We start from the raw sequence: 17,134 nt of genomic DNA on the forward strand, positions 1-17,134 counted from the left end.
GGGCGGGAGTCCTGCGCGTCAACGACCTCGAGGCGCTGTTCGACGCAGTCTCCACCCTGGGGCAATTGCAACCGATCACCGGCGACCGTCTGGCGCTCTTGACCAACGGCGGCGGCATCGGGGTCATGGCCACCGATACCCTGAAATATAAAAAAGGCACCCTGGCGCGACTTTCCGAAGCCACCCTGCAGAAACTCAACGCGGTGCTGCCGCCCACCTGGTCCCACGGCAACCCCGTGGACATCATCGGCGATGCCCCGCCCCAGCGCTATATCGACGCCCTTTCCGCCATCATGGAGGACCCGGGCGTGGATGCCGTACTGGTGATGAACTGCCCCACGGCCATCGGTTCGAGCACGGATGCCGCCCAGGCGGTTCTGGAAACCGTCAAAAAGCGCCCGAGCCACACCCGCCGATGCGGTCTTTTGAGTTGCTGGATCGGCGAAGGGCCGGCCGAGGCGGCCCGGCGGATGTTCCACGAAAAGGGCATCCCCAGCTACGAGACGCCCACCAAGGCGGTCCGGGGATTCATGCAGATGGTGCGCTACCGGCACAGTCAGGCCATGCTCATGGAAGTGCCGGCGGGTATGCCCGAAACCTTCTCGCCGGAGCGGGACGCGGTGAAACGCATCATCGCCGCGGCCCTCAACCAGCGACGCGACTGGCTGCTGGAAACCGAGGCCAAGGCCGTGCTGGCCGCCTATGGCATTCCCGTGGTCCCCACCGTGGCCGCCGACAATCCCGATGAAGCGGCCCGCGTCGCCGCCGAAATGGGGGGGCCGGTCGTATTGAAAGTCCTTTCCAGCATCATCGTGCACAAGTCCGATGCCGGCGGCGTGGCCCTCAACCTGACCACCAGCGAGGCCGTGCGCCAGCGCGCGAATCGAATGCGCGAGCATTTCCGCCAGGCCATCGAGGACGTGAGCACCCTGCGGTTCAGCATCCAGCCCATGATCCAGCGTGCCCATGCCCATGAGCTGATCGTGGGCATGCACGTGGATCCCCAGTTCGGGCCGGTGCTGCTCTTCGGCCACGGCGGCACGGCCGCCGAAGTGATCATGGATCGCTGCCTGGCCCTTCCGCCCCTGAACATGAACCTCGCCCGGGAGATGATCGCCAGCACGCGCATCCATCGTCTGCTGACCGGTTATCGCGGCGTTCCTGCCGTCGATCTGGCCGAGATCGCCTTCACCCTGGTCAAGGTTTCCCAACTGGTCTGCGACGTTGCCGAGATCGCCGAACTGGACATCAACCCCCTGTTGTGCGATCCTCAGGGGGTGGTGGCCCTGGACGCGCGGTTGCGCATCCAGCCGGCCGACGGCACGGCCAACCAGCGCCTGGCCATCTGCCCCTACCCGACGGAATTGGAGCAGACCATCCGCCTGCCCGACGGTCTACAGCTCTTGCTGCGGCCCATCCGCCCGGAGGATGAACCGGCCTTCCAACGGCTCTTCGCCAGCCTTTCCCCCGAGGATGTCCGTCTGCGGTTCCTGCATCCGATGAAGATGCTGCCCAAGAATCTGGCGGCCCGTCTGACCCAAATCGACTACGACCGCGAAATGGCCCTGGTGCTCACCGAGAATCATGGCCGCAAGAACGGCGAGCTTTTCGGCGTGGTGCGCTTCAGCGCCGACCCGGATCTGGAACGGGCCGAATTCGCCATTTTGCTGGGCAAGGAAAAAACCGGGCTCGGCCTGGGACCGATGCTGATGCGCCGCATTCTCGACTATGCCCGCGGGCGGGGGATCAAGCAAATTTTCGGCGAGGTCCTCAATGACAACCGCCCCATGCTGGCCTTGTGCAAGGCCCTGGGGTTCAAGCGTCGCCGCGTACCGGACGATCCGGGCGTGACGGAGGTGTCGCTAACGCTTTAAGAGACGGTTTGAAATGAGGCACTGTTTAAAATCAGGGGCTGTCTGAAAATAGAAGGATTGAATCATGCGCGAAGAAGACATTGATCGCATCGTACGGGATCTGCTCCGGCAAGTGGCGCCCGAGGCCCCCTTGGAAAGCCTGGAGGCACAGCGGCCCTTCCGGGATCAGTTCCAATTCGATTCCGTCGATTTTCTGAGCTTCATCCTCAAGCTGGAGGAGGCGGCGGGCATCAAGATCTCCGAACTGGACTACCCCGCCCTCTCCAGCCTAAGGGGCTGCCGCACCTATCTCAAGGACGTCTAAGCGCCGCTACCGGTGCGTGAAACCGGCAGGCTACCCGCCGCCGTTTTGATGACCTGGTACAGGTCCACCGGACCCATGCCGTTTCGCTCGGCGATGACCCGTAGCGATTCCGTGGCCTCGGCGCTGATGTTCCTCGATTTCAGGGCGGCGATCAGGGCCTGGGAATCCAGGGCGTAGGTATCGCACATCTCCGCCAGGCTCAGGCGGCCGGTACCCGGGGGGCGGTGGCGGGCAATGCCTTGGGCCCGGCCGGCGCTTTTGTTTCACCGGCGGTCATGGCCGCGTAGATCGCCTTGGGGGTGGTTTTGTTAAGGGTGGCCAAGGCCAGCAGGGTCTGATTGCCATCGGCAGCCTGAAACCCGGCGGCGCGCAGGCGCACAAGGGCGGCTTGGGGATCCAGTTCCACCTTCTTGGCGAAACCGTTCAGGGTCGACAATTCGGCGTGGCCATACGGCGGCTCGCCATATTTGGCGGCACCCGCATCCTTGAGGGAAGCATTCAGATCCAGCACCCAGGAAAACGGCGGCACCGTGAAAAGCGTGCCCGCCACCGTGATCACGCAAATCGCCAAGGCCACGTTGAAGGCCGGCGTAAAGATCTTCATGCGTCGGGCACGGTCCTTGAGGTAGGCCATCAGCGGCTTCCAGTTGTAGTAAATGTGCAAGGCCAGGGCGAGCAGGAACAACAGTCCCACGTTGATGTGGATCTCTCCCCACTGCTCCTTGGAAAGGCCCCACAAACGCCAGTCGGCCCAGTAAGCCACCCGCCCCTGGGGCACGATATATAAAATGACACTGGTCGCCAGCACGACGATGAACGACAAGGTGGCGGTCAGGGATGTGATTTTTCGCATCTGCATAGCCATCTCCACGGTTTCGGTTGTTGGTGGATGTGTACAGCGGATCATTTTGGGAATCTAATGTCTTCGGTCTATTGGAGCCCGCCCCCGACGTTTCGTTACACTTTTTTCAGCGGATTTGAGAAATGGACTTCTCCTCAGAGCGGCCTGGCGCCCCCGAGCGGCCCGGGACCGATGGCCCCCGGAGGCGCGGCGCGACTACAGGCTGATCACGGCCGCTTCGCAGGAGAGGTGGATCAATTCGGCGGCAGTGGCCATGCGGGCACCTTCGATGAGGTCCTTCTCCTCGATGCGGCGGGCTTGGCACATGGGGTACAGACCAGAATCGGCACTTCGTGGGCCTGCAGGTAGGCGATCAGGTCATCGGCCACATCCCCGGTGGCGGCCCGCAAGTGATCGGCAAGGCCCTCCTTGGCGATGTAAACCGCCTCGTCGAGCAGAAACAAGGTGGTCTGCTTGCCCTCTTTATGGGCGACGGTGGCCAGATGAATGGCGCGGGTGGAGCGGTTGGGATTGTCGGTACCACAGGACAGCGCAACAACGACGTGTTCTTTCATGATGCGGAACTCCTTTTTGGTTTTGGGTGAATGATTGAAATTAATGATGCTGCCGTTTTGCGGATCTGTCAAATCTTTCACAGGCGGTTTGAAGCGTGATGCTGAAAGGCGTAAAAGATCCCCCCGCCCAAAAGGGCGACGAGAGTACTGAAGAGAAACAGATCGGCGCTGTTTCCCGGGGCATAGAGGGCCCCGCTGATAAAGAAACCAACCGTGAGGCCCAGGCCATAGGTGACGGCATTGTTCAGCACCTGCCCCAGCGTTTTCTCACCATCGGGCGCCAGATGGTCCATGTAGAGAATGCCGGCCATGTGAAAGGCCCCATAGGTGATTGCATGCAGCAGCTGACTGGCGAGAATGGCGACAATCGATGGGCTGAGATAGAGCACCGCCCAGCGCAAGGCGGCGACACCAAAGGCGGCGGTCAATACCCGCTGGTAGGAAAAGCGGGCGAACAGCCGGCCGGAGCCCAGCATCACAACCACTTCCGCACAGGAGGCCACCGCCCAACAAAGGCCGATAAAACGGCCGCCATGGCCCAGCTCGGCCAGATGAATCGAAAAAAAGCCGTAGTAGGCGCCATGACTCACCAGCATGAGAAAAGCGCAAATGAGAAAAACCACCGTGGGACGCGAGAAAAGCCGGCGGGCGCCCGTAAGGGGCGTGATGACCCGCCGGCGTTGATGCGGCATGGCCAGGGCGGCCAGGGCCTGGGCCGCCGAAAACACCAGTACGAGCACGATGACCCGGTTATCGGCCAGGCGGTCGATCAGCGCGCCCAGCACCAGCACCACGGCGATAAAGGCCACCGATCCCCATACGCGCGTCTGACCGTAATGGCGCTTGGTCGGGCCCAGCACGTCCATGGCGAAGGCTTCCAGAAAAGCGATCAGCGGGGCATAAAACGCGCCGTAAAGGATCGTGATGGCCAGCATGAAGCCGAAATCGGTGGTGAACAGAAACAGGGCCCAAAGCGCCGTGCTGGCGAAGCTGCAGAGGATATAGATGGGCCGCCGCCACCCCTTGCGGTCCGCCAGCACGCCCCAAAACAGCGAGAAGACGATCAGCACGCCGGAGCGCACGGCGGAAAGGCTGCCGATTTGAAAACCGCTGAAACCGATCTTCAGGCAATAGAGGTTGAAGAACGGCAGAAACACACCCATGGCGCTGAAATACAGAAAATACTGCCCCCGGATGACGGTCTTTTCAGCGATCATCAGCTCCCCCGCAACCCCGCTTCAAGGATGAAGCGTAAGGCCGATAGTGGGCTTCTAAGGAAGTCACCCAAAAAGAGGGTGACTTCTTGGGCGTGGATATTTCCCCGTTAGACGGGGTGAGGCGCTTTTTACGAATCCGCCTTCATTGGACCGCCTTCATCAGAAACATGGCAATCTGGAAATAGAGCGTGATGCCCACCGCATCGATCACCGTGGCGATGAACGGACCGGCGGTCAGGGCCGGATCCAGCCTGAGTTTCTTGAGCAAAAGGGGCATCAGGCGCCGGTGAGGTTGGCGGTCAGCAGGGTGGCCAACAGGGCGGCCCCCACGGTCCAGCCCAACAAAACGTTCCGGTCCTGCAAATAGACCCGGAAATACGCCATCAAGCCCAGGGTGACGCCCAAGGCCAACCCCATGAACAGCTCCCGGCGGAAGACCCGCAGGAAATCACCGGGATCCACCTCCCCCAGGGCCAGGGAGCGGACCATCATGGTGGCCGACTGGGTGCCGGCGTTGCCGCAGGTACCGGTCACCATGGGAATGAAGAAGGCCAGGGCCACCATCTGGTGAAGCACACCGCTGTTCATCTCCATGATGGTGGTGGAGAGCAGCGAGGTGAACAACAATAAGGCCAGCCAGAGAAAACGGTTCCAGAAGAGCCGCGGCAGCGAGCGTCTGAAATAACCTTCCTCAAAGGGAACCACGGCTGAGATGCGCTGGAAGTCTTCGGTGCTTTCCGCCTCGATGATGTCGATCACGTCATCGACGGTGATGATGCCCAACAACCGGTTCTCCGCATCCACCACCGGCACGGCCAAAAGGTCATACTTGGCGATCACCGCGGCCACCTCCTCCTCGGCCATCTCATGGGGCACGCTGATCACGCGGGTCTGCATGATGGTATCCAGGGTGATCCGCGGCTTGGACATGATCAGGTCGCGCAGGGAGAGGATGCCCAACAAATGCCGCTGCCCGTCGGTGATGTGGATCGTATAGATCGTCTCCTTGTTGGGTGCCTGCAAGCGCATCTGCTCCAGGGCCTCGGACACGGTAATGTGCTGCGGCAACACGGCATATTCGGTGGTCATCACCGCCCCGGCGGTACCCTCTTCGTATTTCCACAGCCGGCGGATATCATTGCGTTCGGCCTGGGCGATAAGGGGCATGATGGCCTCGCGGACGTCGTCATCCACGGCCTTGAGCAGGTCCACCCGGTCGTCGGGCTCCATGTTTTCCACGAAACGCAGCATGGTCTGGGCGTTGGTTGCCTCCAGGCAGGCTTGCTGGGTTTCGATGTCCAGTTGAGCGAATGCGTCGCTGGATCGGTGATTGCCGATCTGGACCAGGATCTCGACGATCTGGGACGGCGAGCAGCCGCTCTCGTCCAGGGTTTCGGCAATGTCCGAGGGGTGCAGACTTCTCAGGGCATCGAGCTGCTCACGCGACAACTGCGCATCGCTACAGTCAGCCAAACGGGCAATTTCAAGGGCAAGGGTCATTGGGCGCCTCCTACTGTCATCCAGCCGGTATCCGGCCGGCATGATGTCAGGCGCCTGGGGTTAACGGGAAGGCGAAGCGGTTAACGGAAGGGCATTGCATGCATGGGGCCGGAATGTCCATGGTGGGGTTCCGGTATGCGGTGTTGTGTGGCAGTGCGACAACTGCCAGGTCCGGCATCGTCCATAAAATAGAGTCCTTTGTCGTCTTGATTATCCAATCCCACAGGCAGGCCGCCGGCAAAAACCGAATCGGCGGAACGTCACCCACGGGCAACATGCGTGGGCAAGGTAATTCAACCGGCGGCAAATAGCAAGCGAATTTCCCCAGGCTCGATGCGATTGACCCTTCGCCGTCAACACGGCAACAGGGAACATTGCGATATGGATTGACGCGCATGTGGGTTTACCGATAATTTGAGAAATAGTGAATCGTCAATCCCTGGATGGGGTAGGATTGCGATGCACTTCGTTTTCCTTGTTTTGCTGACCGGATACACACACTCGAGATGTTCCATGGAAGAAAAGCTCAACCAGAGAGGAAAATCGATGAAGCCGCATGGATGGGTCCGTTGGAAGAGGGGATGGGGGATGGGAGGCTGCTGGTACTGATCGGGATCGCCATGAGTGGATGTGCGTCGCCGCTGGCAACCGGAACCCCGCGCGATACCGCCGGGCTCGGCATGCCCACGGGCGATCCGGCGGCATCGGTCAAAGCGTTGGCCGCCGACATGGCGGATACCCGCGTCGCCAGCCTTGACCTTCTTTCGCCGGACTGGTTCGCACAGGCGGAAGCAGCTTGCCGAAGCCCAGACGGGGCTGGCCAACGGTCGACCGGCCGCCGAGATCCAGAACGCCGTGATGACGGCCCGGGCGCACCTGCGCAAGGCCGAAGTGGTGGCCACGACCTCGCGCCACACCCTGGCCCAGGTACTCAAGCACGCGACCTGGCCCGCCAGGCCGGAGCCGCCGAAAATGCAAAGACGTACCGGAAGGTTGAGACGCAATGCCTGGCACTGGCCCGGGCCATCGAACGCGACAACCTTGCCTATGCTGAGAAAAACCGCGGCAAGGTGATCGACGCCTACCGCAAACTGGAAATCGAGGCCATCCGGTCAAAGGCCCTCGGTCCGGCAAAAGCCCGTCTCGCCGAAGCCAGGGATGCCGGTGCCCGCCGGCTGGCGCCGCAAACCGATACCGAGGCCGTCGATGCGCTGGACGCGGCCGCTGCGTTCATTGCGGCCAACCGCGGTGCCCGCGACGAGATTCAGGCCCGTGCAGACAAGGCCCTCTTTCAGGCCGACCGGCTGATGGCCGTGGCCCAATCGAGCAGGCGGTTCAAGGCCATGGCTCCTGAAGAGGCGGCCCTTTTTCTGGAAACCGCTCTCCACGGCATCACCACCCACCTTGGCGCGCCGGACATGCGCGATGAGGATACGCAAACCCAGTTGGAAAACATCATCGGCACCATCGACGCCTTGAAAAACGATCGGGGCTTTCTCTCCCAGCAGAATCAGACCCTGCAGTCCAAGCTGACCGATCTGCAGGCGCGGCTGGACGCCCTGAACATAAAAATGGCCTTGCTGGAAAATAAAAGCCGTCAGGACCAGATGGCCAAGGAACAGATGCTCCGGGAACGCGTGGCGGCCGAGCAGCGCCTGAAACTGGCCCAGTGCTTCGAGACCGTACAGGGGTATTTCAGCAGCAAGGAAGCCGAGGTCCACCGCGAGGAGGATCGGGTGGTGATCCGATTGAAGGGCATGCGCTTTGCGGTGGGCAAAAGCACCATCAGACCGGCGAGCTATCGTCTCCTGGGCAAACTCCAGAAAGCCATTCGGTCGTTCGATTCTCCCCGGGTCATCGTGGAAGGCCATACGGATGCCACGGGATCGGCGGAGGCCAACATGCGCCTGTCACAAGCGCGGGCCGACGCGGTTCGCGATTACCTGATCAAAAATCAGACCCTTCCCGCGGACAACATTTCCGCCGTGGGGCACGGAGCTGCCCGTCCCATAGCCGCCAATACCACCGCAGCGGGTCGGGCCATCAACCGCCGGATCGATATCGTGATTACGCCCCGGACGAACCCGATGTGAGAAGAAAAAGGTGAAATCCGGTGCCGGTTGGTTGATGGCCACCTTGCCCATGGGCTATTGCATCGCTTCCTGCGCCGGAAATATTTCCCGCGAGGAGATCTCCTCACCAAAAATACGTTTGGTGAATTTGTAAAGTGTCGGGCTGGTACAAATTTCGTAGTATTTGCGGTGGGTGAAATGAATCTGGCTGAGATCCTTGGGATTGACCGCCGGCACGTTGGCTTCCCGCAGCACCAGGCGCTGGTAGCGGCCGCTTTTGGTGGGGAACTTCCCGGTGTAGAGACGAACCTTCTCCAGGCCGAGGTCCGGGATGTCACCATAAAACGGTTTGAGGTCGATCTCCTGGGCCAGTTTGCGAAATCCCGCTTCATTCAGCTCGATCCCGTTGATGTTATAGCGCAACAGGATATCGTCGGCGGTTTTCTGCATCTCCTCATCGGAGGCGCCTTGAAACACGAAGAGGTTGAAGGGGCTGCTGTTTTTACGGATGGTGCGCCGGACCGACTTATGGCAACTGGAAAGCCGGTCGGCCAGATTGATGGCCGGCGAAATCATGATCCGGTTGTCGCCGTCAAACAGGAATGTCGGTGCATCGGCACGGTGGCAAATGCCGATGCCCAATTCCAGAATCGGCAACTGATAGGTCTGGCTCTTCTTGTTGTAGCGGTTGATGATCATCAGCATATTGATCGCCAGGCCGCAGGCCCGGGCCACGCTGTACCAGCCACTGGGGGTATCCTCGCGTTCGAAAATGGCCAGGATAATGGCATCCCCTTCGATGAAGACCTTGTGGGCGTCATAATCGGCGAGAACTTCAGTAATCGGATCGAAGAAATTGAGGCTGAAATAGGATGCCGGGTTGAGGCCCCGGGCATTCATCTGGTGGGTGATATCGGTTGACCCACGCAGATCGGCCTTGACGATCGTGTGGTTGATGATCGGCTTTTCCCCCATCTCCTGTTCGTGGGGCAACAGGAACTCGTACAGGGTGTGGTTGGCCTTGGAGAGCATCAGAATTTTATTATCCGTCACCAGGTTGATCCGCTCGGCGGCCCGACGATAGATATTGAAACAAAAGAAATCCCGATGGTAGCGAAAAAAAGCCCGCAGAAATCGGATTAAGTACTCTTTTTTCCGGCTGGCGCCCATCCGTTCCATCTGAACCACCTTGCGGTTTAGCGGCCACAACCGAAAGGTTTTGCCATACAGTTTTTTCAGCCGCTTCAAACGGCGGCGGATGAGTTTACGGCTTTTGGGCGCGATCAGGAACTGGATCATCTGTTGCGGAACCAGCGGTGGGCAGTAATCCTGATAAAGGGACTGCATCTCGTAGGCGGCCACGACCCGCTCAATGAGGCCGCTCCGGGAAAACTGGTGATAGAAATAGCCCGTCAGCAGGCCCTGCTGTTTCATCCGCGAATGATAGGCCGCCAGGGTTTGCTTGTCGGCCTTCTGGCGCTTTAAGGCCTGGATCTGTTTCTTGGTCAGCTCCCGGTTGAGCAAAAGATCGATGTTGCCCGGATGCCGGATCCACTGGTCGATGCGTTGCAACTTGAACTTCCTGGCTTCATCGTCTCCGGGAAGGTCGGCCACGCTGAGTTCCCGGCGACGCCGATCGATGGACCATTGGAGGGTTCCCGTCTCCTCCATGTCCAGGAAGGCGAAGATGCTGCGCAACACGCTGAGCAGGACTTCGTAGCGGTCCGGGTCGTCCACCCGGCGGCCCAGGCAAAGATCGTACTCCTCGATCATGAAATAGTCGTTGAACGGGTTATCCCGGTGGACAATCGGATTGCTCAAGAGATCGAAGAGAAACGGCAGGTCCTGGCCAAACACCGCCTCGCGCATCTGGCGGATATCCGTGTCCCGAATTTCCCTGAAGTAACCGCACAATTCCAGGCCCACGACCTGTTGCACGCGCTCCCGGTTGGACAGCACGTGCGCCAGGTCATCCTTGAGTTTGAGCGCTGTCTTGGGGTCCTCGTAGTGCACCAGGTCGGCGCGACGGATGGCATTCTTGCAGTGGTTGATCAATTGATCGTACTGTCGGCGGATCTCATCGTGAAGCATGCTGAGGATGGCGATCTGGGCCAGGAAATCGACCTGCATCTCCTTGGCCGTCCTGGCCTTGTTAACCGCATCGGTCATGATCTGGCCGTAGAATTGACGGAAATTCTCCTGCTCCCGGGCCAAGGCGCTGAGGCGGTTTTTCTCGGGACGGGTCCAGATGCCGGTTTCGCGCTCGATCAAAAGGGCGGCCAGCTTGGCCGTGGTGTTGCAGAAGGCGGAACTCAGGCGCACATCGCAGCGGATGTTGTCAACCCCCAATACCAGCCGGTCCAACGAAAAATCCGTGGAATAGGATGCCAACGGGAAATCTTTCAGCCCGGGCAATCGGGGTTGATATTTGAAAAAATCGAAAATCACGCGCGCGTTACCATCCGCTGGTGAAAAAAGGGGTTACGATCAACCCTTTGTTACCCTTACCATTTGGTTCCAATGGTGTCCATAAGTTTAACCTGCCGGGCGATGCGTGGCGGCCCTGACCGGGTGAGACGATCACCTGGCTGGACAAGCCGCGCTGCAACCGATAGAGTAGCCCCAGTCATTCACCCCCATGGGGCTGAAAACACACCCTTTCAGGAGAATATCCATGACCCGCCTATTGATCACCAATGCGTTGACGGTCAACGAAGGCCGCTCCCGCGTTCAGGACGTCCTGATCCGCGACGGCCGCATCCATGCGCTAGGCGCGGACCTTTCCGGCCGATCGGCCGACCGGCACATCGAGGCCGACGGGCGGGCACTGCTTCCCGGAATGATGGACGACCAAGTTCATTTTCGGCAGCCAGGCATGATTCATAAAGGTGATATTGCCTCGGAATCCCGGTCGGCGATGGCTGGCGGGATCACCAGTTTCATGGAAATGCCCAACACCGCCCCACCCACCACCACCCTCGAAAACCTGGAGGAGAAGCACCGCATCGCCAGCCAAAACGCGTTTGCCAACTTCAGCTTTTATCTGGGCGGCGCCAACGACAACATCGAGACGATCAAACGCCTGGACCCCCGCCAGGCCTGTGGAATCAAAGTCTTCATGGGCGCTCGACCGGAAACCTGCTGGTGGACGATCCCGTGGCCCTGGAACAGATCTTTACCCACGCCCCGGTCATCGTGGCCACGCACTGCGAGGATACGCCGACGATCGAGGCCAACACACGGCGATTTCAGGCCATCTACGGGGATGTCGTTCCCGTCGAGCTGCATCCGTCCATCCGTAGCGAAGCGGCCTGTTACGCCTCCAGCCGGCTGGCCGTTGAACTGGCCCGGCGCTGCCATACCCGGTTGCATGTCCTGCACCTGAGCACCGCCAAGGAACTGACTCTGTTTTCCGATCTGCCCCTGGAAGAAAAACGCATCACCGCCGAAGTGTGTGTTCACCATCTCTTTTTTTCCGATGCGGATTACCCGGCCAAGGGAAACCTGATCAAATGCAACCCAGCCATCAAAACCAAGCAGGATCGGGCGGCGCTCCTGACCGCGCTAAGCCGGGGCGTCATCGACGTGGTGGGCACCGACCACGCGCCCCACACCCTGGCCGAAAAAGAGCAACCCTACCTCAAGGCGCCCTCGGGCCTTCCCCTGGCCCAGCATGCCCTGGTCTGTCTGCTGGAGCATGTCCACGACGGTGCGCTGACCATAGAGGCACTGGTGGAGCGCACCGCCCATGCGCCGGCACGGCTGTTCGACGTACGCGAAAGGGGTTTTTTGCGGGAGGGATACTGGGCCGACCTGGTGCTGGTGGATCTCAACCGGCCGACCCGCGTGGATGACCAGCCGGTGTTTTACCGCTGCGGTTGGAGTCCCTTCAGTGGAAAGACCTTCCGCTCGACGGTCGTGGCCACGATCGTTTCCGGCCATCTGGCGTATATGGAAGGGGCGGTGGATCCCGTGCCGGCGGGCATGCGGTTGGAATTTGATCGATAACGCAGCCGGCTTGCCGGCGCAATGTCAAATGTCAAAATCCAAATGCCAATTGAAGGATGAAAGCGGTTTTATAAATCGACAGCATACCTTCATTTGACATTTTTAATTGGGTATTTGACATTCGCTCATAGATTGGGGCTGATTATCCCTAAAAAAAGTTCAACGCTCCGTGTTCCCAGAGGATATTGCCCCCGATGGCCAACAGCACGAGGCCGCCGGTCATCTCGGCCCAGCGGCTCAGCATGGCCACCTTGCCGATCACCTTGCCCAGATGCATGCCCGCCGTGGTGAAGGCACCGGCCACCAGGCCGATGATCAGGGCCGGGGTCCAGATGGAAACGTTGATCATGGAAAGGCTCAGGCCCACGGCCAGGGCGTCGATGCTGGTGGCCACGGAGAGCATCACCATGGTCATGCCACGCGTGGGATCCTTGGCGGTTTCCTCGCCATGATCGCCTTTGAACGCCGATCGCAGCATGCCCTGGGCCACGAAGGCCAGCAGGGCAAAGGCAATCCAGTGGTCGTACGCCTCGATGCGACTTCTCACCGTCAAACCGGCGCTCCAGCCGATGACCGGCATCATGGCCTGAAACAGGCCGAAGTGCCAGGCCAGGCGAAACGTCTGGCGCGGGCTGACCGATTTCAAGGCCACGCCGGTGGCGATGGAGACGGCAAATGCATCCATGGCCAGGGCCACGGCCAAAAGCAACGTGTTGATAGGCTCCAAAACGATGGGTTCCTGTTCGTGATGATCGGATTTCACCTGGCATCGACGTCTTCAGGCGGGGGTCGATAGATCGGCGATTCCGGATAATCATGAAAACAATCTGGTGCTCCGCCGGATTGGCAGGGCACCAGATTGCGTGGCGGTGGGGCAGAAACTACCGCTGGGCGGAACGTGGCGCCTTTCCGGCAAGCGGGTTGTACAACTTCATGATAGCGAACTTCATTACGTCAAGCGTTTTGGTTTCGGAAATGATGCCGACCAGTTTCGATTCAGCCTCTTCGGGAAGCACACAGGCTTTGGTATCGTCGCAGGTCAGACCATCGAAGCCTTTGGACAACTTTTTCATCTCTTTGCTTGTCATCTCGACCTGAATGGCCTCTTTCCCGTCGATGGTCACGATCTTGTCCGCCAAACCGGCAGCGGTAATGGTGGCTTTTTTCGCGTCATCCAGAAACACATTAATGTAATAGTCTGCCATGAATTCACCCCTCCTCTGTTTTCAAATCGGTTAAGGTTGAAACACCGCTCTGGATGCAGTTCTTTATTCGAAAACGAAAATCCGGTCAATGGCAGACTACGACCACAGCTACCAGCACTTTTCCGCTTTCGGGTAGCTGCCCAAAAGTTTCACGAAGACGGCGTGCAGGGTCAACTCACCAATGGCCGATTTGACCTCGGGCTGGTCGATGCCAGCCTCGAAGGCGGCGTAAAAAACGTACTCCCAGGGATTCTCCGGGATCGGCCGGGACTCCAGCTTGCTCAGGTTGAGTTTGTACTTCTGGAAAATCTTTAGACAATCCACCAGCGCGCCGGGATAGTGGCGGGTCTTGAAGGCCACGGTGGTCTTGCCGGGGACCAGATCCTTGGGGACGTTTTCCTGTTTGGCGATGACGAAAAAACGGGTCGTGTTGGAGGTGTTGGATTGGATGTTGCGGGCCAGGATCTGCATGTCATAGATCTCGGCGCACAGTTCCGAGGCAATCGCGGCGCAATCCATCCGGTCTCCCTCGGCCACGGCCTGGGCCGCTCCGGCAGTGTCATAGGTGGGCCTCATTTTGATGTTTTGGGACTTGAGGTAGGCCTTGCACTGCTTGAGGGCGTGGGGATGGGAAAAGGCCTGGGTGATATCCGCGAGTCTTGCCCCCTGCTTTGCCAAAAGGGTGTGCTGGATGGGCAGGTAGACCTCGGCAATGACGAGCACCTCATTGGCAAAGAGCAGATCGTAATTTTCCACCACGCTACCGGCGATGGTGTTTTCCACGGGAATCAGCCCGAAGGTGACCTCGCCTCCGTTCACCGCATCAAACACGTCGTCGAAAGCATCGCAGCCCATTGATTCAACATCCTTGCCGAAATAGCTGTGCAGGGCCATTTCACTGTATGCTCCGCGGATTCCCTGGAATGCAATTTTCATCCGTCTAACCTTTCGTGGATACCGATCATGGCATCGATGAATGCCTGCCGGGTTGATTTGGCATAAGGGTTATAGGCGTGCATGTCTTCGAAAAGCTGCCAGGTATCGTGACTGACCACGCCCAGGATGTGCATGAGCCGTTTGTACCCTTCGGTGTCGATGTCCAGGTCGCGGGCGCCGAAAGCCGACAGGCTGCGGCCGATGAAGTGGGTCAGGGAGAGGCTCACGGCGATCTTCTCGTCATGTTCCCGGGCCGTCGTACGGATCACCACCAGCCCCTTGCTTTCCAGCCAGCGGCGGATACGGTCGTATTGATCTTCATCGATGCGTTCGGGGCAGAGCACGATCTTGCGTCCGACAAGCGCGTCGGCCGCGCTGTCCGGCCCGAACATGGGGTGGGTGGGCAGAATCGAAACGTTCTCGGGCAGCAGTTCGCGCATCCACTGCACCGGGTAGACCTTGACCGAGCAGACATCCACCACCAGGGCATCGGGCGAAAGCAGCGGTGCCACCCGCCGGAGGGTTTCGCGCATGGCCGAAATGGGCATGCACAGAATCACGATCTTCTGCGCGCAGGCCGTCTCGAAGGAAACCGCGCGCGCGCCGCAAGCCTCGATGGCCGCCCGCTGATCGCTGCGGGTGGAGACGACCACGGAGAAATCCCGGGCCAGGTATCGGGCGGTCAACCCGCCGAAACGCCCGAAACCGATGATACCGATACTGCTCATAACACCTCGCGAATTCTCTTGAAGGCCTCCAGGAGATCTTCTTCCGGGGCCGCGAAACAGATGCGCACATGACCGTCCACACCGAAATCCTCACCGGGCACCATGGCCACGCCGGTCTTCTCCAGGATGCGGGCGGCGAAATCGCCGGAAGTCTCCTGCGGCCCCAGGTGGCCCCGCACGTCGGCAAACAGGTAGAAGGCGCCGCCGGGACGGATGCAGGGAAACAGACCGTCGATCTGGGCCAGGGCCAGGTCACGCTTGCGTTCCAGCGCAATGCGCCGCTGTCGCAACAGCTCATCGTCCATGGAGAGGGCCGCCAGGGCGCCGTGCTGAGCAAAGGTGCAGACATTGCCGGTCAGATGGCTGTGCAGCCGGGTCATGGCCGCGGCGGCCTCGGCCGGGGCCACGGCGTAGCCCACGCGAAAGCCGGTCATGGCATAATGTTTGGAAAAACTGCGTGTCACGACCAAGCGCTCGCGCACCGCCGGCAGGTCGTAGAGGGATACCGGTGAGCGACCGTCGTAGACGAAGAAATCGTAGGCCTCGTCGGCGACGAGATAAAGATCGTGGTCGACGGCCAGTCGGGCGATCCGTTCCAGGTCTTCCCGGGGGTAGACCGCACCGGTGGGATTGTTGGGAGAGTTGATCAGGATCGCCCGCGTGTGCTCACCAATGGCCGCGCCGATGGCGTCCAGATCCAGCTGGTGATCGCGCGTGGGAACGAAGACCGGTTCGCCGCCGGCCAGACGCACCTGGGCGGAAAAGCTCACCCAACAGGGCAGCGGAATGATCACCTGATCGCCCGGATCGCAGATGGTCTGGAAAATCGTATAGAGCGCCTGCTTGGATCCGTTGAACACGACGATGTTTGCTGCCCGGCAGTCTTCCAGCCGAGCGGCCAGGGCCGTGCGCAGGGCGGTCAAACCGGGGATCTCGCTGTAGCGGGTCTGCTGCCCGGCCAGGGCGGCTTGGGTGGCGGCAATCACCGGCTGCGGGGTGTCGAATTCCGGCTCGCCGATGGCCAGGCTGATCACCGAGCGTCCCTTTTTGCGCATCTCGGCCATCAGGGGGATGAAGCGGGCCGTCCGGGAGCCTTCGATCGCCCGGACGCGTTGGGAAAGTCGCATGGGCCTAGGCCCCCGCCGGTTGTTGGGTTTGGCGCAGGTTGCGCAGCCCCATGATGGCCTTCTGGCGCAGGGCGCAATCGGCCAGGACCAGGGCGGCCATGGTCTCCACAATGGGCACGGCGCGCGGCACCACGCAAGGATCGTGGCGGCCCTTGGCCTCCAGGGACACCGGATTGCCGTCGAAATCGACGGTCTCCTGGGGCAGACCGATGGTGGCCGGGGGTTTGAAGGCCACCCGGAAGACAATCGGTTCGCCGTTGGCGATCCCGCCCTGGATACCGCCGCTGTTGTTGGTCACGGTTCCCAGACGGCCGTCGGCCGCCCGAAAAGGATCGTTGTGGGCCGATCCGCGCAGGCGCGTGCCGGCAAAGCCCGACCCGATCTCGAAGCCCTTGGTGGCCGGGATGGAAAGCATGGCGTGGGCCAGCCGGGCTTCCAGTTTGTCGAAAACCGGCTCGCCCCAGCCGGCCGGCACGTTGCGGCAGACACAGGTGATGATGCCGCCGACGCTGTCCTTGGCCTCCTTGACCTCGGCCACCAGTGCTTCCATGCGGGCGGCGGCCTCGACATCCGGGCAGCGGATCAGATTGGCATCGACCCTCTCGCGCGTGATGGTGTGCAGGTTGATGTCGCCCGCGGCGATCGTATTCACCGCACTGACCCAGGCGAGGATCTCGACCCCGTAGGCCAGCCGCAGGATCTTTTCGGCCACGGCACCGGCCGCCACCCGGCCGATGGTCTCGCGGG

Annotated in this window: 18 protein-coding genes; 5 read left to right on the forward strand and 13 right to left on the reverse strand. The window is 60.5% G+C overall.

What is annotated here, in order from left to right; genetic code table 11:
* Positions 1-1,874: bifunctional acetate--CoA ligase family protein/GNAT family N-acetyltransferase (locus JCM12296_RS24725; RefSeq protein WP_054698937.1), on the forward strand; the 1,874-nt coding region annotated here is incomplete at its 5' end.
* A gap of 64 nt (positions 1,875-1,938) precedes the next feature.
* Complete coding sequence (locus tag JCM12296_RS24730; protein ID WP_054698939.1) at positions 1,939-2,178, forward strand: acyl carrier protein; 240 nt, start codon at positions 1,939-1,941, stop codon at positions 2,176-2,178.
* Here the strand turns inward: JCM12296_RS24730 and JCM12296_RS24735 are convergent.
* From JCM12296_RS24735 to mgtE, 6 genes are all read right to left on the reverse strand, one after another.
* Positions 2,175-2,366 carry a hypothetical protein gene (locus JCM12296_RS24735; protein WP_054698941.1) on the reverse strand — a complete coding sequence of 64 codons (192 nt, stop codon included), beginning with the start codon at positions 2,364-2,366 and terminating at the stop codon, positions 2,175-2,177. The genes JCM12296_RS24730 and JCM12296_RS24735 overlap by 4 nt on opposite strands.
* A gap of 11 nt (positions 2,367-2,377) precedes the next feature.
* A complete protein-coding gene (locus JCM12296_RS24740) occupies positions 2,378-3,031 on the reverse strand; it encodes a DUF4405 domain-containing protein (RefSeq protein ID WP_172684078.1) in 654 nt (217 codons plus the stop codon).
* Positions 3,032-3,273: 242 nt separating this feature from the next.
* Positions 3,274-3,594, reverse strand: coding sequence for a DsrE family protein (locus JCM12296_RS24745; protein WP_246804828.1), 321 nt, complete (start codon positions 3,592-3,594; stop codon positions 3,274-3,276).
* A 77-nt stretch (positions 3,595-3,671) separates the two neighbouring features.
* Positions 3,672-4,811: an MFS transporter gene (locus JCM12296_RS24750; protein WP_054698946.1), complete on the reverse strand. Its 1,140-nt coding sequence runs from the start codon at positions 4,809-4,811 to the stop codon at positions 3,672-3,674.
* 142 nt (positions 4,812-4,953) lie between these two features.
* Positions 4,954-5,088 (reverse strand): magnesium transporter, encoded by a 135-nt coding sequence (locus JCM12296_RS48110; RefSeq protein ID WP_083456482.1) that lies wholly within the window; start codon positions 5,086-5,088, stop codon positions 4,954-4,956.
* Positions 5,088-6,311 (reverse strand): magnesium transporter, encoded by a 1,224-nt coding sequence (mgtE, locus tag JCM12296_RS24755; protein WP_054698947.1) that lies wholly within the window; start codon positions 6,309-6,311, stop codon positions 5,088-5,090. Before mgtE ends, JCM12296_RS48110 begins: the two co-directional genes overlap by 1 nt.
* A 581-nt stretch (positions 6,312-6,892) precedes the next feature.
* On the opposite strand from mgtE, the gene JCM12296_RS24765 reads away from it, so the two are divergent.
* The gene (locus tag JCM12296_RS24765; protein WP_172684079.1) at positions 6,893-8,404 is read left to right on the forward strand and encodes an OmpA family protein; all 1,512 of its coding nucleotides are present in this window, start codon (positions 6,893-6,895) and stop codon (positions 8,402-8,404) included.
* A gap of 54 nt (positions 8,405-8,458) precedes the next feature.
* On the opposite strand, the gene JCM12296_RS24770 is transcribed toward JCM12296_RS24765, so the two are convergent.
* Positions 8,459-10,831, reverse strand: coding sequence for a nucleotidyl cyclase domain-containing protein (locus JCM12296_RS24770; protein ID WP_054698952.1), 2,373 nt, complete (start codon positions 10,829-10,831; stop codon positions 8,459-8,461).
* Positions 10,832-11,057: 226 nt separating this feature from the next.
* On the opposite strand from JCM12296_RS24770, the gene JCM12296_RS45575 reads away from it, so the two are divergent.
* Both JCM12296_RS45575 and JCM12296_RS45580 read left to right on the forward strand, forming a co-directional pair.
* Positions 11,058-11,768 carry an amidohydrolase family protein gene (locus JCM12296_RS45575; RefSeq protein WP_246804829.1) on the forward strand — a complete coding sequence of 237 codons (711 nt, stop codon included), beginning with the start codon at positions 11,058-11,060 and terminating at the stop codon, positions 11,766-11,768.
* 65 nt (positions 11,769-11,833) lie between these two features.
* Positions 11,834-12,391: an amidohydrolase family protein gene (locus tag JCM12296_RS45580; protein ID WP_246804832.1), complete on the forward strand. Its 558-nt coding sequence runs from the start codon at positions 11,834-11,836 to the stop codon at positions 12,389-12,391.
* Between the two features lie 148 nt (positions 12,392-12,539).
* On the opposite strand, the gene JCM12296_RS24780 is transcribed toward JCM12296_RS45580, so the two are convergent.
* The 6 genes from JCM12296_RS24780 to aroC form a co-directional block, all read right to left on the reverse strand.
* Positions 12,540-13,118 carry a manganese efflux pump MntP gene (locus JCM12296_RS24780; protein ID WP_246804830.1) on the reverse strand — a complete coding sequence of 193 codons (579 nt, stop codon included), beginning with the start codon at positions 13,116-13,118 and terminating at the stop codon, positions 12,540-12,542.
* Between the two features lie 154 nt (positions 13,119-13,272).
* Complete coding sequence (locus JCM12296_RS24785) at positions 13,273-13,596, reverse strand: DUF6955 family protein (RefSeq protein WP_054698954.1); 324 nt, start codon at positions 13,594-13,596, stop codon at positions 13,273-13,275.
* Positions 13,597-13,704: 108 nt separating this feature from the next.
* Positions 13,705-14,532 (reverse strand): prephenate dehydratase, encoded by an 828-nt coding sequence (gene pheA, locus JCM12296_RS24790; protein ID WP_054698956.1) that lies wholly within the window; start codon positions 14,530-14,532, stop codon positions 13,705-13,707.
* Positions 14,529-15,260, reverse strand: coding sequence for a prephenate dehydrogenase/arogenate dehydrogenase family protein (locus JCM12296_RS24795; protein ID WP_054698958.1), 732 nt, complete (start codon positions 15,258-15,260; stop codon positions 14,529-14,531). Before JCM12296_RS24795 ends, pheA begins: the two co-directional genes overlap by 4 nt.
* Entirely contained in the window at positions 15,257-16,387 is a 1,131-nt protein-coding gene (locus tag JCM12296_RS24800) for a pyridoxal phosphate-dependent aminotransferase (RefSeq protein ID WP_054698959.1), read from the reverse strand. The genes JCM12296_RS24795 and JCM12296_RS24800 overlap by 4 nt, the downstream gene beginning before the upstream one ends.
* Positions 16,388-16,391: 4 nt before the next feature.
* A partial coding sequence (gene aroC / locus JCM12296_RS24805; protein ID WP_083456485.1) for a chorismate synthase occupies positions 16,392-17,134 on the reverse strand: 743 nt, incomplete at its 5' end.

Source organism: Desulfosarcina cetonica JCM 12296 (assembly GCF_001311845.1).
Classification (GTDB): Bacteria; Desulfobacterota; Desulfobacteria; order Desulfobacterales; family Desulfosarcinaceae; genus Desulfosarcina; species Desulfosarcina cetonica.